Here is a 21,884-nt window from a genome sequence, read left to right as displayed (position 1 = left end):
CGTCAAGGCCGCCGCGCGATCAGGTCGATTTCCACCAGTGCATCGACAGCCAGACCCGACACGCCCACGCATGTGCGGCCGGGCAATCGGCCCTCCGGAAAAAACGCTTGGTACGCCTCGTTCATCGTCTGATAGTCGCGTTTGAACTCGGTCAGATAAACCCTTACGAACGTTACGTTCTCCAGGCCGAGGTCAACCCCTGCCAGAACCAGCTCGAGATTTTCCATCACCCGGACCGTCTGCGCCGCGATCCCGTCCGGCAAGGACGCATCCGGGGCGTTGGGATCGGTCGGCATCTGGCCGGTGACGAACATCCAGCCGTCGGCTTCGACGGCATGCGAGAACGGGGCGACAGGCCGGGGCGCCCGGTCGACCATGTGGTGGATGGGAAGCATGGAGGTCTCCTTCGGCAGGTCAAACATGCCGGTCAGAGTACCCTCTCAGGCGCGGGGGTAATACCAACCTCAATAAATAAGAACCTATTTGACCGCGACTGGAGCCTGTTCCGCGAGGAGCGTGTTGCAGGGCGATGTGGGACATCGGCCAAGACGCGCGACGTGGCGGAACAGGTTCCAGTCGCGGCCTTCGGTGGCTTTTTCCAGCCCGCCGGACAGCGTTGCGCTGCTTGAACGGCCAAGCAGGCCGTTCTGTGCAACGCGCCTTGCCGGCAGACAGGAAAATGGCCATCAAATGGGTTCCTATTTATTGAGGTTGGTATAAATCCATTGTTCGGGGATATGCGCGGTCACCGCCTGCCCGGCACTGACAATACCCGGTTTTTCGACAAAACCGACCAGTCCGCGCAATCCGGCGGCCCTTTGCGGAAACAGGAGATCCAGTCCCTCCCGTCCGGAATTGCGGGCGGCAATGGCCGCCCCGGCGAACCGGCAGGGCATGTTCTCGCCATCGACGCGAATGACGGCGCCGCCTTCGAAGGCAAGGCGTGTGCGCGGCGGCACGCGGGTGAAATTGGCGATCCCGGTGACCAGAATGTTGCCGCCGATCCACTCCGCCCTGACGTCATCAAGCTCCATGCGATCCGCGATCAGGCCCAGTTCCTCGACCGAAAGCAGGGAAACCTGCCTTTCGTTGCACATTTGCGTTCCGCGCGGATACCAGGGCTCCCGGCCGCCCGACTTGCGGGTGATCCCGGAATGCCTGTCGCCCGGGATTCCTTCAAAGGTCAGTTCCAGGGAATCGACGGCCTCGGTCTGGAAATCCTCCGGTGACGGTGTCCGGTATGTGCTTTCCACCCTGCCGAACGCCTTGAATTTCGGTGTGACCTTGATGTCGTCAGTCCAGAGTGCGAGTTGGTCCGTCATGCAGATCTCCTGTCCATTTCCGGGCAGGACTTTAGGCCGGAGAGCCCGCGCGAACCAGCAAATCTCCTTGATGCATCGATCGCTTCCGTTGATCGATCGGGCAGCCGGATCCGCGGGTATATGCGGACCCGGCTACCCGGTCACCTCATTGCAGAGGAACCGAGCAGACCATCCGGGTGTGCTGGGAATTGATCCAGCAATTGGCCGGCAGCGGGCCGGTCGGGATCGGGTAGTAATAATAAGCCGGCGGCTTGGAGGCATTGGCCATCGCCGCGCCTGTCGCCACACCCGCCGCATAGGCCGCGTCCGGATGGTAGTAAGGCGGATGATAGGGCTGATGCGGTGGATAATAGGGGTGGTGCGGCGGGTGATACGGGTGATGCCAGGCCTGGCAGCGCGGATCCTGCGGGGAATGATAACAGTACGGGCCGTAAGGCTCGAAACCGACCGTACCCGTTGCCCGCTGGTGCGGGCGCGGGCCATGATCGATGAACAGCGCGACGCCAGTCGCACTTTCCGGCAGGTCGCCGCGCAAAACCTTGACGCCGTAGACGACCGAAGCCCCCTCGACACTGGCGGAGGTCAGTTCCACCAGGGCGGGAGCCTTGTCCGCTTCGCTCAAAACGCTGACAACCGCATTGGGCGGATCGCCCTTGAAACCGTCGTCGGCCTGCCAGTATCCAGCAAAGTTCGCGTTGGAAACCTGACCGCCGAGCCGGTAGGGGCGGTCGGAGAAAAACAGAACGCCCGTATTGGCGTCGGAAAGGGTCAGCGTGCTGCCGTCGAAGGACATGGCGCCCGCCTGCTGCACATAGTCATAGGTGGGCGGCGGCGACGGATCGGCATTTTCGGGCTGAGGGTCCTGCGCCCCGGCCGGGCCGGTCGCGGCGACTGCCAGAAGGCCGGCGGCGAACAGCAGTGCACGCGAGAACTTTAAACTGGTCATTGTCGATTTCCTTCTCCCCAACCGGACAGCTTGCCCTTGTGCAGATCTTCAAACCTTGCACATGCGCACCACTGTAATTGTGATTAATATCACAATGTGACTTGTACCTAGCTGCGGGCAAGGCCTGTCAAGCCGCCGCATCCGGCCGGCCGGTGAGGGTGACCGCCTTGTTCCACATGCCGTCCTGGCGCAGGCTGTCCAGGCATTGAACGACTTTACGGGCGTAATAGAGCATGGCGACCCAGTCAGCCATGATCCGCGATCCGGGTGTCGCCGTCTCGGGCATGGCCGCCATCCACGCCTCGGCCAGCGCGGGGTCGGTCTGCTTTTCCCGCCCTTCAAGAACAGCATTGAATTCGGCCAGAACGCGTTTATCCATTCTGGCGACATTTGAGAGGGTTTGCGGCGAGACGATTGCCGGATCTAAAGGACCCTCCCCGGCCTCGGCGAGAACGGTCGTCCGCGCCTCGCGGTAAAGCACGATATAGTCGGCAAGAACCACGACCATCACGTCAAGACCGTTCGATGAGCTTAAAAAGCACGACCAGGGCGCCTGCTCCGACCGGTAGGATCGGGCTGTTGAAACCAGCGTGGATGCCGTCTCATTCAGGCTGGCATAGGCGGCCCTTTCCTCGCCTTCTGTCCCGTCCCGACGCGTCAGAAAATGCGCGCAGGAGGAAAGGTAGGCTGTGGCGAGATCATGGGTGCTTTGCCCTGTCCGCCTTGGAAACAACAGCCAGGAGACGCCAAGCCCGACAGCCGCCCCGATTACCGTATCGTAAATGCGGGCCCAAAACTCAATGACCGGAAGATGCAGCACGGTCTGCAGACCGATCACGACCATGAAACCGATGAACCCGGCCGCGATTGCGTAGTTCCGGTCGAAGAACAAGATGATGGCCGGGATCGATAGTACCGCGAGCGTGAGCATGATGTCCGGATAGACGGAAAGCAGAGGATCGATAGCAAGTGCGATCAGCACCCCCCCGGCCGTCCCCAGCGTCCGTTGCACGGATTTCCGGATGGTTGCCCCGAGGCTGTTGTTCAGGACGATGATGACAGTAAGCGTTACCCAGTAGGCGTGGTTCAGGTCGAAAAAGGCCGCAACACCGTAGCCGACCGATGCTGCAACGGCTGCCTGCAATGCGAGACGCCAGGAGAGCCTGTGCCAGAAACCCGCCGCCACCTCGTCCGGCGCTCCGGCGGAACGTGCTGCAGGAGCGGCATATTTTGATAAAAGCAGCGAAAGCCTCCTGAAAGCCTGCGCGATTCTGACGACCTGAAACTGGTCGTCCCGCGAAAGCATTCCAACATCCTGCATCCAGTCCTCATCGAGCGGTGCCGGCACAGATTTTTGCTCATGTGCGATATCGTCGCGGAGCCGCAGCGCCGTTTCGCGGAAACCGGAATTGTGCAGAAGCCAGGTGCGGCCGGCCGTCGTAAGTTGCGAGGCCGCATCCCGCACGACTTCCAGGGCCAACTGCAGCATCACAACAGATTCCGGCGGCAGTCTCTTGAAGGCAGCCCCCTGCCCGATCAAATCGGCCGAGAGCTGCAACTCGGCTCTGAGGCTGGAGAGTTGCGCCGCGGATTTGCCATTTGCCGATGCCTCCACGCTTCCGCTGAGGATTATCCTTTCGAGCTGCTCGGCCATGGCCTGACGAAACGCCTTTTCGATCCGCATGTATGTCCGCTCAGGGGAAGGCCGCCACAGAAAGATCCGGATACAAATCGCGATTGCGGTTCCCATGGCTCCCATCACCGGAAACCACAGGCCGTGAGAATGAGGCTGGTTGAAAATGAATACGAATAGCCAGGACAACGCAATTACACGCCCGGCCCGTTGCCAGAACCCTCCCAGCCCGTCCAGCGCGAAGCCGAAAGCTATTGCCCCGATCCAAAGGACTTCCAGAACAAGGGGCCCCGAACTTCCGGACAGGGTTCCAGCCAAAGCGCCAATTGCGTACACGCAGGTGATGATCAGGCCCATCCTGAGAATACCCGCCGCTTCCTGGCTGCGCGTCGAAACAGGCGTGAACAGGATGGCGAATGCGCCCGCGAACCCGGCAAGGACAGCCATCGGGATTGCCGGCACGGACGTTTCAAATTGCCCGAGCCATTCCGCCAACATTGCTGCGGCAATGACGGTCAGCATCAGGTCCACGCCGCGCGCGAGACGTATGGCGCCGGGATCGTAGCGCAGCAGCCCAGAGCACACTGCGCTCACTCGAACGCAGACACGATGCCATGGTGCTTTAAAATCGATCAACTTTTTGACCTCCAATCAAGTCCGTTTGGAGACCTGTTGATCTTGAAACCATCCGGCCGGCTTGCTGCAACATCGACATGTCCGTATCGCATCGCCTCTCATTTCGCAGGAAAACAACAGATCCGATCCGAAGGATGGACGTCAGCACACCGATCGGGCAACCAATTCTTCAAAGGCCTCCCCGCACCGCGCCGGTGAACAGAGATAACACTATCAGGCAGGCTCCTGTTAACGACGGCAGGGATTACGCCTAAAAGCAGGAAAGGCGGCCCCGGGGACCGCCTTTCCTGAAATTGCCTGTCGTGCCGACTACCGCGTCAGCGGCTTGTACTTGATCCGGCGCGGGTCGGCGGCGTGAGCGCCGAGGCGGCGGACCTTGTCCTTTTCATAGTCCTCGAAGTTGCCCTCGAACCATTCCACGTGGCTGTCGCCCTCGAAGGCGAGCATGTGGGTGGCAAGGCGGTCGAGGAACATGCGGTCATGCGAGATGACCACAGCGCAGCCGGCGTAGTTTTCCAGAGCGTCCTCGAGGGCGGCCAGAGTCTCGGTGTCGAGATCGTTGGTCGGCTCATCGAGGAGGAGAACGTTGGCGCCCTGCTTGAGAACCTTGGCCAGATGCACCCGGTTGCGCTGACCGCCGGAGAGATTTCCGACCTTGGCCTGCTGGGCCGGTCCCTTGAAGTTGAAGGACGAGCAATAGGCGCGGGAATTGATTTCCTTGTCGTCGAGATAGATTATCTCTGCGCCGCCGGAGATTTCCTCCCAGACATTGTTCGACGGGTTGAGGGCATCGCGCGACTGGTCGACATAGCCCATATGGACGCTGTCGCCGACAATGACCTCGCCGCTGTCAGGCTTTTCCTGACCGGTGAGCATCTTGAAGAGGGTGGATTTACCGGCGCCGTTGGGACCGATGACACCGACAATGCCGCCGCGCGGCAGCTTGAAGGACAGATTGTCGATCAACAGGCGGTCTTCAAAGCCTTTCGAGACATTCTTGACCTCGATGACGTTCGCGCCGAGACGCTCGCCGACCGGGATCAGGATCTGCTCGATGGACGGCATGCGCTCTTCCTGAGCGGTCAGCAGGTCCTCGAAGGCACGGATACGGGCTTTCGACTTGGTCTGGCGGCCCTTCGGGCTCATGCCCATCCATTCGCGCTCACGGGAAATCGCACGCGAGCGCGCCATGTCCTCACGGCCTTCCTGCTGCATGCGCTTGGTCTTCTTCTCCAGATAGGCGGAGTAGTTGCCCTCGTAAGGAATACCCGACCCGCGGTCGAGTTCCAGGATCCAGCCGGTGACGTTGTCGAGGAAGTAGCGATCGTGGGTGATGATCAGCACGGAACCCTTGAATTCCCGCAAATGCCGCTCCAGCCAGTGAACGGTTTCCGCGTCCAGATGGTTGGTCGGCTCATCCAGCAGCAGCAGGTCCGGTTCCGACAGCAGCAACTGGCAGAGCGCGACGCGGCGGCGCTCGCCGCCTGAAAGGTTGTCGACAGCGGCATCGCCCGGCGGGCAGCGCAGGGCCTCCATCGCCATTTCCACCTGGCTTTCCAGGTTCCACAGATCCTGGGCGTCGATCTCGTCCTGAAGCCGGGCACCCTCGTCCGCGGTTTCGTCCGAGTAGTTCATCATCAGCTCGTTATAGCGGTCGAGCTTGGCCTGCTTGTGGGCGACACCGTCCATGACATTTTCCATCACGGTCTTGGTCTCGTCCAGCTTCGGCTCCTGCGACAGATAGCCGACCTTGGCGCCTTCGGCGGCCCAGGCCTCACCGGTATAGTCCTTGTCGAGACCGGCCATGATCTTCAGAAGCGTCGACTTTCCCGCCCCGTTCGGACCCAGGATACCGATCTTGGCATCCGGGTAGAAGGAGAGGTTGACGTTGTCGAGGACCTTCTTGCCGTTATAGGCCTTGGAGAGGCCATGCATGTGATAGATGAACTGGCGCGCCATGGGGCTCCGCTTCTCCACTTGAAAAAAACTGTCGGGATCGATTGGATTTCTGCCCGGTCTTTTAGGGGAAATGGACGCCCGGGGCAATGGGGGAAGTTGAGGCAAAGTATGCTCAACACGACAGGAAAAACGTTTGGACAATTGAGGGAAAATTACTCCGCTAAAAGGGTATTTCATCGTCTTGTGAAATTTCCGGATCTACTCTCTCTGCAGCATCAAACCTTGAGTACAGGTTCGCCATTACGATACTTTTCTTCTCGTTAGAGAGACCTCGTAATAGTTCAATAAATTCTTTCAGAATTTTCACATCAAAATATTGTCTTTGGTAATAGCGAAATCCACCAAAAACAAAAATCCGGATTAAATTTGAACAATCTGGAATATTGCTCTCAAGCATTACACTTCGATACAATGAGGAGAGTTTCTCCTCGATATCCTCCATATCGTTATTATATTTTGCGCCACTATAAATACTTGCAACTACTTCCCCCATTTCATTCGAAAAATTCCTATAAATCTCAATTTCTTCGTCTGAAAACTTTAATTCCTCGAACTTACCTTCCAGAATTAATCTCCTCAAGACTGCGAAATCTTTTGGCCTTTTTTCTTTTTCATACATGCACATACTGTGCAAAACTCTCATGTAAGCGAATTCGGACAAGTTATTTTCTTCTATTGCTTTTTGGAAAAGCTTTCCAACAAAGTAAACCTCCGTCTGAGCGTCGTACTTTCCATCGCTAATTTCTTCAGGTGGCACGCACCACCAATTTAAAGAAATACTCTTATCTTTCTCATAAATACTATTTTCTAACAATTTCCCGAAACCAAAATCTATAACCTTAACAATTCCACTATCGTTTACCAATATATTTGCAGGTCGAATATCTCTGTGGAGCACATTGTTTTCTTGCAAGTGAGCAAAAGCATCAATTACCTGCTCGAAGACTTTCTCCACAAACATCGGGTATTTATTTAGATAATCTAATATATCAGCACCCGAGATATATTCCATAATAATATATGAGGTATCAAACTCCTCGTAATCATAAAAATTAAATACTCTAACAATATTCTTGTGATTTATTCTAAATAATATCCTTGCCTCATCCCTGAACCTCGCAAGAAATTCAAAAAAAATAGAAGGGTTGTCTGATTTAGCAACGATTGGCTTATATTTCTTTGCAACTAAATCTATATTCATGTCTTCATCACGGATATGAACTGTTTGGCCGCAAGCCCCACCGCCTAAAACCTTGACCGGCTTGTACTTTGAAGGCCGATTAAATTCGATTATTTTTGGCAATTTCCCTTTAGACATATTGGCTCACTTCCACATCGATACGTAAAACGAAATTACACAATCAATAGCTCGTAGTCTCCATCCAGTTTAACAAACCACCTGCCCCTCACACTTTTTCTAGTTAAACTCTTCCTTTTATAATAAAATTTCTACTTCATATTTCATCATATATAGATTTTTTTATTTTTTGCACCTACTCTACTGTAAATATGCAAGAAGTTTATTTTTAACTGCAATATAGAGAAGAACGCGCAACATGGGCGAAAGCGCGATTCCATAAGCCAATTACCGGCAAAAGTAAGACGTACATCTGACTGTCTATCTTCCCCGAAATTTAACGCGACACTCCGCGCTCGTTCAAGCGCCCTGCAGAGTTTCACCGTACACTACTTCCCTTTTTCAACCTTTCATCCAGCACGACTTCCTCGTAATGTCGCCCAAATTGGTTCAAATGTTTAGACCGGATCCGCCATGACACCCGTCGATATTCTGATGCCCCGCCCGATGCCGCCGCTCGTTCAGGAGAAGCTGGACGCGGAGTTTGTCGTTCACAAGCTGTTCAAAGCCGAAGATCCGGAGGCGCTCCTGAAAGAGGTCGGCGGCAAGATCCGCGGTGTGGCGGCAATGGGCGGCAAGCTGGATGCGGCGTTTCTCGCGAAGGTCCCGAACGCGGAAATCATCTCCAGCTTCGGGGTCGGCTACGATCATATCAACACCGGCGACTGTCTCGCCGCCAGGGTGGTGGTGACCCACACGCCGGATGTGCTGACCAGCGAAGTGGCCGATACGGCCCTCGGACTGCTGCTGATGACCGTCCGGGAGCTGGGCCAGGCCGAAACCTGGCTGCGCGACGGCAAGTGGGTCAGCGAAGGCGCCTACCCGCTGACCCAGGCAACGCTTCAGGGCCGCAGGCTGGGGATTTTCGGATTGGGCCGCATCGGCAAGGCGATTGCCCAGCGCGCCGAGGCGTTCGATCTTGAGATCCACTATTACGGCCGCAACCGGCAGGAAGACGTGGACTACCCCTATCACCCGACGTTGAAGGAACTGGCGGCCGCCTGCGACACGCTTATGGTGGTGGCGCCCGGCGGCGCGGCGACGAAGCATGCCGTCAACGCCGAGGTTCTGGAAGCGCTGGGGCCCGAGGGCATCCTGATCAATATCGGCCGGGGCACGGTCGTCGATGAGGCGGCGCTTATCGCCGCGCTTGAAAAAGGCACGATCCATGGCGCCGGGCTGGATGTCTTCGAGGACGAACCCAACGTGCCGGAAAAGCTGATGCAGCTTCCCCGGGTCACCCTGCTGCCCCATGTCGGTTCCGCCTCGCAGGCGACCCGCAACGCCATGGGCCAGCTTGTGGTCGACAATCTGAAAACCTGGTTCGAGACCGGCAAGGCGGTGACCCCGGTGCCGGAGATGGGCTGACCCGCAGCGGACGTGGAAAACACGCGATGACCGGGCCGGCACTCCAGGGGAACGCCCTTCCGGGGCGTTTCCAGATGCGGCAAGTTCAGCCGCCACGCGCCGCCGGACACCAGAACGGCGTGAAGGTGCTGCCCATATTCGCGCTGACTGTCATCATGGTCAGCAGATCGGCAAAGGCGAAATCGGCCGGAGACTTCGGACAGGCAGGCCTTGTGGCAAGGCAGCCACCGGCGACAAACGCATCATGCTCCTCGACAAAGCTCGGCGACAGGGCCTCGCCGTCAATGCCTTCAAGCGCATGGGCGATCATTTCACGGTAGTAGGCGCAGTTTTTCGCGCGCCGCGCGTCCCGCGTTTCCTGTGCGGCGGAGACCGGTATCGCAGATCCGAGCACAACAGCGGCCAGCGCGAAAACCCCGACTAATTCACGGATGGACATGGCAAACCTCCTTCGGCATCGAAGCTGAGAATTTCCGGGCCGTTCAGGGAACCACCCGGAAACCGGGATCAGTCTATGAGACCGTCCGCCAGCGCCGCGCCGATTTCGGCGATCGCCCCGTTGCGCGCCTCGAAGGACGCGGACGTTTCGGTGATATAGACCGCGATCACCACCGGAGCGCGGCCGTCCGGCCAGATGACGGCGATGTTGTTGCGCGACCCGTTGGCACCGGCTCCGGTCTTGTCCGCGATGCGCCAATTGTCCGGCAGTCCGGCCCGCAAGGTGGCATCGCCGACCTTGTTGCCGGTCAGCCAGTTCGTGAGCGTTTGCCGCGCGTCCGCCGGCAGCGCCTCTTCCAGTACCAGCTTCTTCAGGGTTTCCGCCGCCGCGTTCGGGCTTGTCGTGTCCCTGTCGTCGCCCGGAATGCCGCTGTTGGAGTCCGGCTCCCAGCGGTCGGCGCGCGTGACGCTGTCGCCGATGCCACGCAGATAGGCCGTCAGCGCCTGGGGTCCGCCGATCTCCTTCATGACGAGGTTGGCGGCGGCGTTGTCGCTTATGGTCACGGTGATCCCGCACAGTTCGCGAAGCGTGACGGGAGCGCCATCGATCCGTTTTTCGGTCACCGGAGAATAGGAGACGATGTCGCCCCGGCGGATAGTCACCCGGCTGTCGGGATCAGCTGTTCCCCGCACCCCGGCATCGAGAAGCGCGGCGCACAGAAACACCTTGAAGGTGCTGTTGGTGGGAAACCGTTCGTCGCCCTTGTGGGCCCAGCGGGTCCCGGTCTCCATATCGATCACGGCGACCCCGACCCTTGCCGGGAGGCGGCTCGAAATATCCTCGACGGCCCGGGCGAGCGGCGCCGGGTCGAAGCCGGCGGCCTTCGCGGGGCCAGAGGCCGGAAACAGGACCGGGAGGAAGGCAAAGGCCAGCGTCAACGCTCCGTGGCGCAGTGAAGGGATCATCGAATTCTCCTGATAGTGGTTGTGCTCGTCCCGGCTGTTGCTATGCGCCGCCCCCCTGACGCCGCGCTTGCCGGGGCAACCTCACCATGCCGCCCGCGAATTCATTAGGCAAATGATCAATAATCGGGTTAGTCATGAGAAAAACTTGGTCTTCACAAGGCGTCCCATGGATATCTCCCAGTTGCCGCTCAATGCACTCAGGGCCTTCGAGGCCTCCGCCAGGCTCAACAGCTTCACCCGCGCGGGCCTGGAACTGCGCGTCTCCCAGACGGCGGTCAGCCATCAGATCAAGACGCTGGAGGACCTGCTCGGCGTTTCCCTGTTCGAACGCCTGCCGCGCGGCGTTGTCCTGACCGACGAGGGCCATGCGCTGCTGCCGGTCCTGAGCGATGTCTTTAGGCGGATGAGCGCGGCCCTCAGCCGGTTCGAGGACGGCAATTTCCGCGAGGTGCTGACCGTGGGCGTGGTCGGCACCTTCGCGACCGGCTGGCTGTTGCAACGCCTGCCGGAATTTTCCGGCATCCATCCGCATATCGACCTGCGCCTGAAAACCAACAACAACCGCGCGGACATGCTGAGCGACGGGCTCGACTGCTTCATCCGTTTCGGTGACGGCGCCTGGCATGGAACGAACGCGGAAAGGCTCATGCCCGCACCGCTTTCGCCCGTCTGTAGCCCCGGGACCGCCGGCAGGCTGCGCAGCCCGGAAGACCTGCTGAAACAACCTCTGCTCAGGTCCTACCGCATGGACGAATGGGCGATGTGGTTTCAGGCGGTCTCACTGGCGCCGCCCAGGGCGCGCGGCTGGATGTTCGACAGTTCTCTCGCCATGGTCGAGGCGGCTGTCCAGGGCGCGGGAACCGCGCTGGTGCCGGTGGACATGTTCCGGCACGACCTGCGCTCCGGACGCATCGTTCAGCCGTTCAGGACATGTGTGACGACCGGAAACTATTGGCTGACCTGGCTGAAATCGCGGGACGAAAACGGCGCGATGCAGAAGTTCCGGACGTGGCTTCTCGATGCGGTGGCCTGACTTTTGCCTGGCCTGAATTGCAGGTGGCTGGCCTCTGCAGGTAAAAGCCTAGACCTTGCGGCCGATGACCATTTCCCGCTTGCCGGCAAACCCGGACGTCTTTTCAACCGCGAAACCGGCCGTCTGGAGATTGCGCCGCACCCAGCCGGCGGCCGTATAGGTTGCCAGGGTGCCATCGCCGGCGGTCAGGGAGGCCGCGGCCTTCAGGAGATCCGCGTCCCAGAGATCGGGGTTCTTCGCGGGACTGAAGCCGTCCAGAAACCAGGCATCGACAGGCGGGATAAAAATGTCCTCCTGTCCTCCTTGCTCTCCTTGTGTTCGAAGCTCTCCGATCAAGGTCCGGGCATCGCCAATTCCGACCAGTAACTGTGCACCGTCCACACTCAGCCGGTTCCAGCCCGGCTCCGGCTTCCATGCGGCAATGAGGTCCTGCGCAAGTCCTGTCAGTTCCGGGAACGCGCCAAGGGCCCGGCGAAGCTGATCGTCCGTCATCGGATAAAGCTCGAAGGACAGGAACGTGAGCGCGGGCGCGTCGGACACGGTTCTGAGCGCCGTCAGAGTGGTCAGGAAATTCAGTCCGGTGCCGAAGCCGAATTCGGCGATCGTGAAGAACTTGCGGCCATGGAACCGTTCGGGAAGATCATTGCCCTTCAGGAACACATGACGTGTTTCCTCCAGCCCGCCGGCCCTGGAAAAATAGGTGTCGTCAAAGCCTTGCGCCCTGGGCACATCGCCTTCAAGCCATTCCAGATCGGGCGCCTTGGTGGTCATCGTTCCTGTTTCTGTTGGTTTGCGGATACAAGGGCAAACAGCGGGGCTGTGTTGCGAAAGACTTTGCCTTGGCTTCCCGGTTCTCATAAGAGAGCCAAGCTGAACAATCAATCGACAAGGACCCGCCTGGACATGGCGCAGACCTCCGCCGGACCGTTCGACGTCGCCATAGCCGGGGCCGGTATTTTCGGCCTGTCCATTGCCCATGCGGCGATCAGGGCCGGGCTGAACGTGGCCGTGCTGGAAGCCGACCGTGTGGGGGCCGGATCGAGCGGCGGGCTTCTCGGCGCGCTGATGCCGCATATGCCGGCGCGCTGGAACCCTAAAAAGGAGTTTCAGTTTCAGGCGCTTTCAGGCCTTGCAGCGCATGTCAGGCAACTCGAAGCCGATACCGGCCTTTCCTGCGGTTACCGCCGCTGCGGCCGCATTCTGCCGCTGACCACCCGGGACAAGCTCGAGCATCATCTGGAACGGGCCGAAGAGAGCAGATTGCGCTGGCATCCCGATGAGACCGGTTTTTCCTACCGGGTGGAGGCGGCCGGAAGCCGTTCGGACTGGCTGGAGCCGAAGGCCGCCCCCTTCGGCATCGTCTACGAGACCCTTGCGGCCCGCATCTCCCCGCGGGCCTACCTTGCCGCCCTCAGCGCCTATGTCCGCCGCCACGGCACCTTGATGGAAGGGGTGGAAGTGACCGGTTTCGATGAAACCTCGAAGCTGGTGCGGCTTTCAGGAGACCGTGCGCCTGTCGGGGCCGGGTGCCTGGTTATCAGCGGAGGATTTCAGGCTTTCGAGCTGATCGAAACGCTGACCGGCGAACGGATCGGGCGCGGCGAAAAGGGTCAGGCCCTGCTTCTGGAAGGGGCGGATCTTGACGGCAAACCGGCCATCTATTGTGACGGACTGTATGTGGTGCCCCATGACGACGGCACGGTCGCCATCGGCAGCACATCGGACCGGGACTTCACGGACAACGCGCCCTCACCCGACCGCTCGGCCGAGCTGCTGCGGCGCGCCACCGCCTTTTGCCCGCAGCTGGCCGGACGCACGATGATTTCACAATGGGCCGGTATCCGCCCGCGCTGTCACAAGCGCGACCCGCTGATCGGCCGGCTGCCGGGTTTCGGCGCCATCTATGCGGCGACGGGCGGGTTCAAGATTTCCTTCGGCATTGCCCATCTGGTCGCCGACTGCCTCGTCGCGGACATAACGGACCGGGAGCCAGGACACCCGCTTCCGGCAACCTTCCGGCCGGACAACCATTTCGGCGCCGGCCGCCTCGACGCGGACAGATAGAACCCGATCCGGGTTCGACAGCTTTCAAAGGTTGATGGGGGAGTGACCCGCGATCAGGTCAACGCGCCAGCGTTCAAAGAGCGGCGGCGAGCGCGTAAAGGGCGTAGATGCTCAACGATATGGATCCCCAGAAGAGAAGATTTTTCACCACCATCAATGGGAAATGCACTGTCTCGTCCCGATGAACCGTCTGCATGATCCGCTCGTCCTCATCCAGCTCGGACGGGCAGACTTCATTAGCGGCGGTCATGGCCCTTGCCATTTCGACGATCCCTTAAATGACGATATCGCGGATATACGGGGAAAGTTCCGGATCCGCCTACCATAGCGTTTAAAAGGCAAAGGGTTAACACCCGCTTAAGATCACTATGAACGCAATCTTAATTCACATCATGCCGAAATTGATAATATGCACAAGTGATTCAGGTTTTCTCGGCTGCCGGAGCATGGCAGTTTTCCGGAACACCCATAGTAAAAAAGCACGAAAGACAGTCCAGCATGAGCCTTGAAAGCGTCCGCGAACATCTTGCAAGCGCAGCACCCGAGTTCGAAGTTCTCGTGACCGGGGAAAGCAGCGCCACCGTCGATCTGGCCGCGCGAGCACACGGTGTTCAGCCCGGCCAGATCGCCAAGACCCTGTCGCTGCAGGTCAAGGACCGGATTTTTCTGTTGGTCACCAGAGGCGACGCCCGGCTGGATAACAAAAAGGCCAAGGCGGCCTTCGGCGGAAAGGTGAAAATGCTTGCACTGGAAGAGGTCGAGGCCCTGACAGGCCATCCCGTCGGAGGTGTCTGTCCCTTCGGTCTGGCCCGCCCCCTGCCCGTCTATTGCGATGTCTCCCTGAGGGACTTCGACATCGTCATTCCGGCGGCCGGGGCGACCAATGCCGCCGTCAGGATCGCGCCGGAGAGCATGGCGGACATAACCGCCGCCGAATGGGTCGATGTCTGCCAGCCGCCGGCAACGGCCTGATCCCTCCGGCAGCTGCCGAAGGACGGGTGGCCTACCGGGCCTGCATCGAACCTGAGAACGATACGGCCTTCACGCCACTGAGAACCTTGGCTCGGAAGCCGGGGCGTTTTTCCCTGTGTTCGCGGTCACAGGCAAAGGGGTTCCTCTTCAACTACATCCTGGTCGGGACAGACGCACTCACGGTGTCGCGTCTTGCTTTCACCATTGACCCGAAACCTTTCACGAGGTGGCAACCCCATGACCCGCAGGATCTCCGAAAGTGAATTCAAAGCCGCACTGAATGCGGATCGATCTTTTGCACTCTACGCCAGGACGACAGGCAAGTATGCGAACCACTTCGCGAGTGAGGCCTGGAAAACCATGGCAAACCTGCCATCGGAGTTCGAGAACGCCGAGGAAAAGCAGCGAAAGCTCCAGGAGATCGTGCAGAAGACGTCCCGTCGGATGGCGAGGGAACAGGACAAGCTGAGCAGAACCCGCCGCCAGACCATGGGTATCTATGGAAAGGCCCTGAACGGCTGCCTGGCACGGGATCTGGCCCAACCGCACAACCAGATGCCCCCGGCGAGCTACAATGCCGGCACCAACATGGAGGAAGCCGCGAAGGCAGCCAAATGGGTGGCGCATGCCTCCGGTTCCATGGACCATCTGGGTTGCCCGGTCACCGAGCACGACATTGAAACGGCCATCAGGCAAATCGCGGCCAAACGTCAGATGTTCTCGGCCGAAACTGTGACTTACGTGCGCAAGAAAACCTATTTCGGGCCGAGACCTTCCATGGCGTCCCGGGCGCTGGCAACGCTGAAATACCTTCGGCCGCGCCTCCCCCGCCGTGCGACCCCGTTCACCGATGCTGACTTTGAGAACATCGGTCGGCCAACGACGTCATACCAGACCAGCCCGAACTCCGCCGTCCGCTGGGCGGAAGCGGACGATGCCTATCCCGGGACGATTTCGGGCCAGTATTTTCTCTACAATTTCGTTTTCCCGAAGGCCCAGACCCTGTCTGCCCAACTGTCCCAGGAACGCGATTCTGGGCAGCGTGGACCGTCGGCCCTCGATCTGGCGTGTTTCGTTCTGGGCGCCTTCATCGCCACCCATCCGTTCAAGGACGGCAACGGCCGAACCGCGCGCGTGCTCTACGCCGGGGTCCTGCTTGCCCACAGGGAACCTTTCGTGGCCCCGGCGATGGCCATGGAAAAACGCCTTCATGGCCTGCGGTCGACGCCGGTACCGGCGAACCTTCCCCCCATTGATCATTTCGACTTCGCTGACACACTTTAAGGTCTGATCAGGATTCGAGGATTATCTGAGCATACACAAGACCCGTCGGCGGGCTCCAGCGGGTGTCAGATCCGGTAATATTCCCGATACCACGTCACGAAGCGCTCGACGCCTTCCCGTACGGTGGTCTTCGGCCGGTAACCCGTCAGGGTCTGCAACAGGTCCGCATCGGCCCAGGTTGCCGGCACATCGCCGGCCTGAATAGGCATCAGGTTGCGCTCCGCGCGCCTGCCTGTCGCCGCTTCGATCGCCTCGATGAACTCCGTGAGCTGGATGCAGCTGGAATTGCCGATATTGACCACCCGCCAGGGAGCGACCGGCGACAGGCTGTCGCCTTCGGGGACGTCTTCGCCTTCGGCGGGACGCACCGGAACCGCATCCATCAGCAGGCGGATGCCCTGGACCAGATCTTCCACATAGGTGAAGTCGCGCCGCATGTCGCCGTAATTGTAAACATCGATCGGCCGGCCCTCGAGGATCGCCTTGGTGAACTTGAAAAGCGCCATGTCCGGGCGGCCCCAGGGGCCGTAAACGGTGAAGAAGCGGAACATGGTCACCGGCAGGTGATAAAGATGGGCATAGGAATGCGCCATCGATTCCGTCGCCTTTTTGGTCGCGGCATAAAACGACATCTGGTGGTCGGCTTTGTCCGTCTCCTTGTAGGGCATCTCGGTATTGGCGCCATAGGCGGACGAGGTCGAGGCAAGCAGCATGTGCTCCGGCGGAAACGCCCGGGCAGCCTCCAGCAGCTCGAACGTGCCGCAAATATTGCTTTCCAGATAGGAACGCGGCGCCTCGATGGAGTAGCGCACGCCGGCCTGGGCGGCCAGATGGATGACGAAGTCGGGTTTTTCCGCGCTGAACAGCGACATGAGCAGATCGGCCGTCTCGACCCGGTCGTTCACGGCCCTGAAATGCTCGTGCTGCAGCAGCATCTGCTGGCGGCGCTCCTTCAGGCGGACATCGTAATAATCCGTCATGGCGTCGAGTCCGATCACCCGGAAGCCGTCCTCAAGCAGGCGCGTGCACAGAAAATAGCCGATAAATCCCGCCGACCCGGTCACCAAAACGGTTTTCATTCGCTGCACGAGGTCCTTCAACCAATAAACAAATTATGGGTGAGGTCTTAAAAGGCTTCGGGCGCGCGGGCAACGGCAAAGTCCGGTTTGGCTCCACTGAGCCATCCCGTTGACTGAAAGCAGGGAAGCTTCTCAGCCGGCATCCGTCTCTTCGCGCGCGGAGAGACGGATGCCTTGTCGAAATGCCGGCACACAGCGGAGACCGCCTAAATGCCTTCTCCATCCTCCGCGAAGCCGGCCAGGAACCCGTGCTCGCGCAGGTAGGCGATGATTTCCTCGGCGACCTCCTCCGGATCGCGGCCGATGTTCCTGATGTGGATTTCCGGATTTTCCGGAGCTTCGTAAGGGCTGTCGATACCGGTGAAGTTCTTGATCTCGCCCCTGTCGGCCTTGGCGTAGAGACCCTTGGGATCGCGCTTGCGGCAGTCCTCGATGGGCGTATCGACATAGACTTCGATGAACTCGCCCTCGCCCATCAGGTCGCGGGCCAGCCGGCGTTCGGACCTGAAGGGGGAAATGAAGGAAACGAGCGTGATCAGACCGGCATCGGTGAACAGCCGGGCAACCTCGCCCACCCGGCGGATATTCTCCACCCGGTCGACATCGGTGAAGCCGAGGTCCTTGTTGAGGCCGTGGCGGACGTTGTCACCATCGAGCGTATAGGTGTGGCGGCCGTCGACATGCAGCTTTTTCTCCACGACCGATGCGATGGTCGACTTGCCGGAGCCGGACAGGCCGGTGAACCAGAGAACCGCGGGCTTCTGACCGAGTTTTTCCGAACGGGCCGTCTTGTCGATTTCCAGCGCCTGCCAGTGAATGTTGCTCGCCCGGCGCAGAGCGAACCAGACCATGCCCGCGCCGACCGTCGCATTGGTGATGCGGTCGATCAGGATGAACGCGCCGGTCGTGCGGTTCGCCTCATAGGGGTCGAAGGGCACGGCGGAGGACAGCGCGAAATTGCAGAAGGCGATCTCGTTCAGTTCCAGCGTCTTGCCGGCCATATGTTCGAAGGTATTGACGTTGATCTTGTGCTTGATCTCCGAAACCGTCGCGGTGACGGTTCGGGCGCCGATCTTCAGCATATACGGGCGGCCCGGCAGCAGCGGCTCGTCGGACATCCAGATGAGATGGGCGGCGAACTGGTCCGCGACTTCCGGCCGGTGCGCCGTCGCCGACAGCAGGTCGCCGCGGGAGATGTCGATCTCGTCTTCCAGCGTGAGGGTGACGGCTTCCCCCGCCCGTGCTTCAGGCACCTCGCCATCCGGGCCGATAATAGCCTTGACCCTGGAGGTCTTCGCCGGACCGGCCACGACCAGTTCCTCGCCGAGCGTCACCCGGCCGCTGGCGATGGTGCCTGAATAGCCGCGGAAATCGAGATTCGGCCGGTTGACCCACTGGACCGGGAAGCGGAACGGGGCCTCGAGCGCGTGCTCGCCGAACTCCACGGTTTCCAGATGCTCCAGCAGCGTCGGACCGGAATACCAGGTCATCTTGTCGCTTTTCGCGGTGACGTTGTCGCCATAGCGCGCGGACATCGGGATCGCTTCCAGGGTTTCGAAATCGAACCCGTTGGCGAAGCTCTCGAAGTCCTTGCGGATTTCCTCGAAGCGTTCCTGCGAGAAGCCGACGAGATCGATCTTGTTGATCGCCAGAACCACATGCCGGATGCCCAGAAGCGACGCAATGAAGGCATGCCGCCGGGTCTGCACCATGAGGCCGTTGCGGGCATCGACGAGCAGCACGGCAAGATCGGCGGTGGAAGCGCCGGTCGCCATGTTACGGGTATACTGCTCGTGGCCGGGCGTATCGGCGACGATGAACTTGCGCTTGTCCGTGGCAAAGAAACGATAGGCGACATCGATTGTGATGCCCTGCTCACGCTCGGCCTCCAGCCCGTCGACCAGAAGCGCCAGATCGATATCCTCGCCGACCGTGCCGTGCTTCTTGGAGTCGCGTTCCAGCGCCGCAAGCTGGTCCTCGAAGATCAGTTTGGTATCAAAAAGCAGGCGGCCGATCAGGGTCGACTTGCCGTCGTCGACGGAGCCGCAGGTCAGGAACCGGAGCTGATCCTTGGTTTCCTGGGCGAGGATATAATCGTTGACGGCTGCCTCGGCGGTTTCCTGAATATCTGCGATGGTCATCCTAGAAATATCCTTCCCGCTTTTTCTTTTCCATCGAAGCGCTTTCGTCCTTGTCGATCAGACGGCCCTGGCGTTCGGACGTGCGGGCGATCAGCATCTCGCGGACGATGGCGGGCAGAGTGTCGGCATCGGATTCGATCGCACCCGTCAGCGGATAGCAGCCGAGGGTGCGGAAACGGACCATCTTTTCCTCGATTGTTTCTCCGGCCTGCAGCTTCATGCGCTCGTCATCGACCATGATCAGCATGCCGTCGCGCTCCACCACGGGACGGGGAGCGGCGAAATAAAGCGGCACCATCGGGATGTTTTCCGTCAGGATGTACTGCCAGATGTCCAGCTCGGTCCAGTTGGAGAGCGGAAAGGCGCGGATGCTCTCGCCCTTTGCGACCCGGGCGTTATAAAGGTTCCACAGTTCCGGACGCTGGTTCTTCGGGTCCCAGCCGTGATTGGCGTTGCGGAAGGAAAAGACACGCTCCTTGGCGCGGGATTTTTCCTCGTCCCGGCGCGCGCCGCCGAAGGCCGCGTCGAAGCCGTATTTGTCCAGCGCCTGCTTCAGCGCCTCGGTCTTCATGATGCGGGTGTGCACGGAGGAGCCATGGTCGAACGGGCTTATGTTCTTTTCCAGCCCTTCCGGGTTGGTATGAATAATCAGGTCCAGGCCGAGTCGTTTGGCGGTATCGTCGCGAAACCGGATCATCTCGCGGAACTTCCAGGTTGTGTCCACATGCAGCAGCGGGAAAGGCGGCTTGGAGGGATAGAATGCCTTCATGGCCAGATGCAGCATGACTCCGCTGTCCTTGCCGATGGAATATAACATCACCGGATTGGAGAATTCCGCCGCCACCTCGCGGATAATGTGGATGCTTTCCGCTTCAAGGCGCTTCAGATTGCTGAGGCGCTCGGGCGTGACGCCGTGAGATTGCATGTTCATGTTCACTTTTCCGTTCGTGCCGGCGGTCCGGCTCAACTCAGGTCAGTATGCGGAATGGTCCGTTGGCCGCCTTTTCAGGCGGCCGATGCCAGGTCCGGCAGCAGCTCCCGCGCGCCGACCGCGATGAAATGCGGGTTGCGCAGATCGTCCTTGCGCGCCCCCTTCGGCACCCGGTAGACGAAATCCTCATGGGTGGCGGCCAGAACGACGGCGCCACCCGCCGCGCGCACCACAGCGTCTCCGGCGGCGATGTCCCATTGCATGGTCGGCGCGAGGCGCGGATAGAGATCCGCCCTGCCGGCCGCGACCCAGCACAGTTTCAGCGACGAGCCCACTGACAACTGCTCGGCCACGTTGAGCCGCCCGATCAGTTCGGCCGTCTCGTCCGACATGTGCGACCGGCTGGCGAGCACACTCAAGCCTTCCGCAGGCGGCGTCCTGACCTTGATGGGCCGGACAGCGGCAATATCGCCACCTTCGATCCGGCCGGTGAAAGCCTGCCGGGCCATATCGCCACCCTCCTCCAGGGCACCGCCCCAGAAAATCTCGCCGAGCGCCGGCGCCGAAACGACACCGAAAACCGGCCTGCCCTGATCGATCAGGGCGATATTCACCGTGAATTCGCCGTTTTTCTTGAGGAATTCCTTGGTGCCGTCGAGCGGATCGACGAGAAAATAGCGGTCGCCGACGGCCGGCAGATGCCCGGCCTCGACCGCTTCTTCCGCCACGACCGGCACGTCCGGAAAGCGTTCGGCCAGACCGGCCAGGATAATTTTCTCCGCTGCGGCGTCGGCTTTCGTGACCGGAGAGCCGTCGGCCTTTTCCTCGACGTCGAACGGCTCGGCGTAGATTTTCAGGATTTCCTCGCCGGCCCGGATTGCGAGCCGGTTCAGGAAGGATATCTGATCTTTTGTCATCAACGCTTCAACCCGTTCAAATTCCGAAACATTTTCACAATTTCCGCCTGTTTTTCCTGTCCGCAAATAGAAAGAAAGAACTGTATCATTTCAAGGAATGGCGTTCCACGAATGCCGCTGAAAAGAAAAAGCTTCCACTCCCGGAGCACCGCCTTAGGGGGTTTTGTTCCGGCACTCAAGAGAACTACGGGTGGCCCGGATCCGGAATGCTCCGAAGATTCACGGATTGGCAAGGCATTTCCTGTTAGGATTGCTGAAAGAGGGTAAAATCTATCGTGCGTAACCAAGAGATGTGAGATGACCATGTCGGACGCCAAGCCAGAACCGCAGTCCTTTCATCCGGAAGAGGACCCCAGCGACTTGCTGCCGCGCCAACGGCGCGCGCGTGTGTTCAAGAAGGGAAAGATGATTTTCCAGAACGGCCTGCGGTCCATTCCCTGCACGGTGCGCAACATTTCCGAAGGCGGCGCCATGCTGCAATTCGAGCAGGCCTTTCTGCTGCCGAAGGAATTCGACCTGCAGATCGAACTGGAGGATTATGAAGTCACCTGCGAGCGCCGCTGGGAAGACGGCCTGCGCTGCGGCGTGCAGTTCGTCGGCGAAAAACGCCATACCTCCAAGCAACGCGCCCAGGTACTCAAGACCTCCGAGGAAGCCTTGAAAGTCGAGGTCAACGAACGTACGGAAAGCCTCGACAACTTCTTTGCCCGCAAGCTTGCAGCGGAAAAACCGCAACAGCCCGGGGGATCGGCGCAACGTACCGGACCGGCAGGCGGCGGCAAGCCGACTTTCGGGAAACGGCGGTAGTCGCCACCTGACGCTTTTCCCGGTTCGCCAT

The 21,884-nt window shown here is 59.8% G+C and carries 20 protein-coding genes; 6 read left to right on the top strand and 14 right to left on the bottom strand.

From position 1 onward, the window contains the following. Nucleotides 1–2 precede the first annotated feature (2 nt). From CLV41_RS10350 to CLV41_RS10325, 6 genes are all read right to left on the bottom strand, one after another. Complete coding sequence (locus CLV41_RS10350; RefSeq protein WP_103222369.1) at nt 3–395, bottom strand: RidA family protein; 393 nt, start codon at nt 393–395, stop codon at nt 3–5. A 303-nt stretch (nt 396–698) separates the two neighbouring features. Next, nucleotides 699–1,322: an MOSC domain-containing protein gene (locus CLV41_RS10345; protein ID WP_103222242.1), complete on the bottom strand. Its 624-nt coding sequence runs from the start codon at nt 1,320–1,322 to the stop codon at nt 699–701. A 145-nt stretch (nt 1,323–1,467) separates the two neighbouring features. Continuing rightward, nucleotides 1,468–2,268, bottom strand: a complete 801-nt coding sequence (locus CLV41_RS10340) for a hypothetical protein (protein ID WP_103222241.1) — start codon at nt 2,266–2,268, stop codon at nt 1,468–1,470. 127 nt (nt 2,269–2,395) lie between these two features. Further along, complete coding sequence (locus CLV41_RS10335; RefSeq protein ID WP_103222240.1) at nt 2,396–4,486, bottom strand: FUSC family protein; 2,091 nt, start codon at nt 4,484–4,486, stop codon at nt 2,396–2,398. Between the two features lie 360 nt (nt 4,487–4,846). Then, entirely contained in the window at nt 4,847–6,496 is a 1,650-nt protein-coding gene (ettA, locus tag CLV41_RS10330; RefSeq protein ID WP_103222239.1) for an energy-dependent translational throttle protein EttA, read from the bottom strand. Nucleotides 6,497–6,656: 160 nt separating this feature from the next. After that, entirely contained in the window at nt 6,657–7,814 is a 1,158-nt protein-coding gene (locus tag CLV41_RS10325; RefSeq protein WP_103222238.1) for a protein kinase domain-containing protein, read from the bottom strand. Nucleotides 7,815–8,267: 453 nt separating this feature from the next. Here CLV41_RS10325 and CLV41_RS10320 point away from each other — a divergent pair, with 453 nt between their 5' ends. Further along, on the top strand, nt 8,268–9,221 hold the full coding sequence (locus CLV41_RS10320) for a 2-hydroxyacid dehydrogenase (protein WP_103222237.1): 954 nt from the start codon (nt 8,268–8,270) through the stop codon (nt 9,219–9,221). A gap of 85 nt (nt 9,222–9,306) precedes the next feature. Here the strand turns inward: CLV41_RS10320 and CLV41_RS10315 are convergent, their stop codons facing one another. Together CLV41_RS10315 and bla are read right to left on the bottom strand one after the other, a co-directional pair. After that, nucleotides 9,307–9,660, bottom strand: a complete 354-nt coding sequence (locus tag CLV41_RS10315) for a hypothetical protein (RefSeq protein ID WP_103222236.1) — start codon at nt 9,658–9,660, stop codon at nt 9,307–9,309. A gap of 68 nt (nt 9,661–9,728) precedes the next feature. Then, nucleotides 9,729–10,625 carry a class A beta-lactamase gene (bla, locus tag CLV41_RS10310; RefSeq protein WP_103222235.1) on the bottom strand — a complete coding sequence of 299 codons (897 nt, stop codon included), beginning with the start codon at nt 10,623–10,625 and terminating at the stop codon, nt 9,729–9,731. A 166-nt stretch (nt 10,626–10,791) separates the two neighbouring features. On the opposite strand from bla, the gene CLV41_RS10305 reads away from it, so the two are divergent. Continuing rightward, nucleotides 10,792–11,658 (top strand): LysR family transcriptional regulator, encoded by an 867-nt coding sequence (locus CLV41_RS10305; protein ID WP_103222234.1) that lies wholly within the window; start codon nt 10,792–10,794, stop codon nt 11,656–11,658. A gap of 48 nt (nt 11,659–11,706) precedes the next feature. Here the strand turns inward: CLV41_RS10305 and mnmD are convergent, their stop codons facing one another. Beyond that, nucleotides 11,707–12,429, bottom strand: coding sequence for a tRNA (5-methylaminomethyl-2-thiouridine)(34)-methyltransferase MnmD (mnmD, locus tag CLV41_RS10300; RefSeq protein WP_103222233.1), 723 nt, complete (start codon nt 12,427–12,429; stop codon nt 11,707–11,709). Between the two features lie 132 nt (nt 12,430–12,561). Here mnmD and CLV41_RS10295 point away from each other — a divergent pair, with 132 nt between their 5' ends. After that, nucleotides 12,562–13,722, top strand: coding sequence for an NAD(P)/FAD-dependent oxidoreductase (locus CLV41_RS10295; protein WP_103222232.1), 1,161 nt, complete (start codon nt 12,562–12,564; stop codon nt 13,720–13,722). 73 nt (nt 13,723–13,795) lie between these two features. Here CLV41_RS10295 and CLV41_RS27740 read toward each other — a convergent pair whose 3' ends face one another. Then, complete coding sequence (locus CLV41_RS27740; RefSeq protein WP_170107160.1) at nt 13,796–13,972, bottom strand: hypothetical protein; 177 nt, start codon at nt 13,970–13,972, stop codon at nt 13,796–13,798. Between the two features lie 248 nt (nt 13,973–14,220). Here CLV41_RS27740 and CLV41_RS10290 point away from each other — a divergent pair, with 248 nt between their 5' ends. After that, a complete protein-coding gene (locus tag CLV41_RS10290; protein ID WP_103222231.1) occupies nt 14,221–14,694 on the top strand; it encodes a YbaK/EbsC family protein in 474 nt (157 codons plus the stop codon). A gap of 237 nt (nt 14,695–14,931) precedes the next feature. Next, nucleotides 14,932–15,978, top strand: a complete 1,047-nt coding sequence (locus tag CLV41_RS10285; RefSeq protein WP_103222230.1) for a Fic family protein — start codon at nt 14,932–14,934, stop codon at nt 15,976–15,978. Nucleotides 15,979–16,043: 65 nt separating this feature from the next. Here the strand turns inward: CLV41_RS10285 and CLV41_RS10280 are convergent, their stop codons facing one another. The 4 genes from CLV41_RS10280 to cysQ form a co-directional block, all read right to left on the bottom strand. Then, nucleotides 16,044–17,057, bottom strand: a complete 1,014-nt coding sequence (locus CLV41_RS10280; RefSeq protein ID WP_103222229.1) for an NAD-dependent epimerase/dehydratase family protein — start codon at nt 17,055–17,057, stop codon at nt 16,044–16,046. 206 nt (nt 17,058–17,263) lie between these two features. Next, nucleotides 17,264–19,198 carry a sulfate adenylyltransferase subunit CysN gene (gene cysN, locus CLV41_RS10275; protein WP_103222228.1) on the bottom strand — a complete coding sequence of 645 codons (1,935 nt, stop codon included), beginning with the start codon at nt 19,196–19,198 and terminating at the stop codon, nt 17,264–17,266. A gap of 1 nt (nt 19,199) precedes the next feature. Further along, entirely contained in the window at nt 19,200–20,129 is a 930-nt protein-coding gene (gene cysD / locus CLV41_RS10270; RefSeq protein ID WP_103222227.1) for a sulfate adenylyltransferase subunit CysD, read from the bottom strand. Between the two features lie 74 nt (nt 20,130–20,203). Beyond that, nucleotides 20,204–21,046, bottom strand: a complete 843-nt coding sequence (gene cysQ / locus CLV41_RS10265) for a 3'(2'),5'-bisphosphate nucleotidase CysQ (RefSeq protein ID WP_103222226.1) — start codon at nt 21,044–21,046, stop codon at nt 20,204–20,206. Nucleotides 21,047–21,343: 297 nt separating this feature from the next. Between cysQ and CLV41_RS10260 the strand changes: the two genes are divergently transcribed. After that, entirely contained in the window at nt 21,344–21,853 is a 510-nt protein-coding gene (locus CLV41_RS10260) for a PilZ domain-containing protein (RefSeq protein WP_208987421.1), read from the top strand. Nucleotides 21,854–21,884 lie beyond the last annotated feature (31 nt).

Source organism: Roseibium marinum (assembly GCF_002906165.1).
Taxonomy (GTDB): domain Bacteria; phylum Pseudomonadota; class Alphaproteobacteria; order Rhizobiales; family Stappiaceae; genus Roseibium; species Roseibium marinum.
This window is presented reverse-complemented; position numbering and strand designations above follow the sequence as displayed.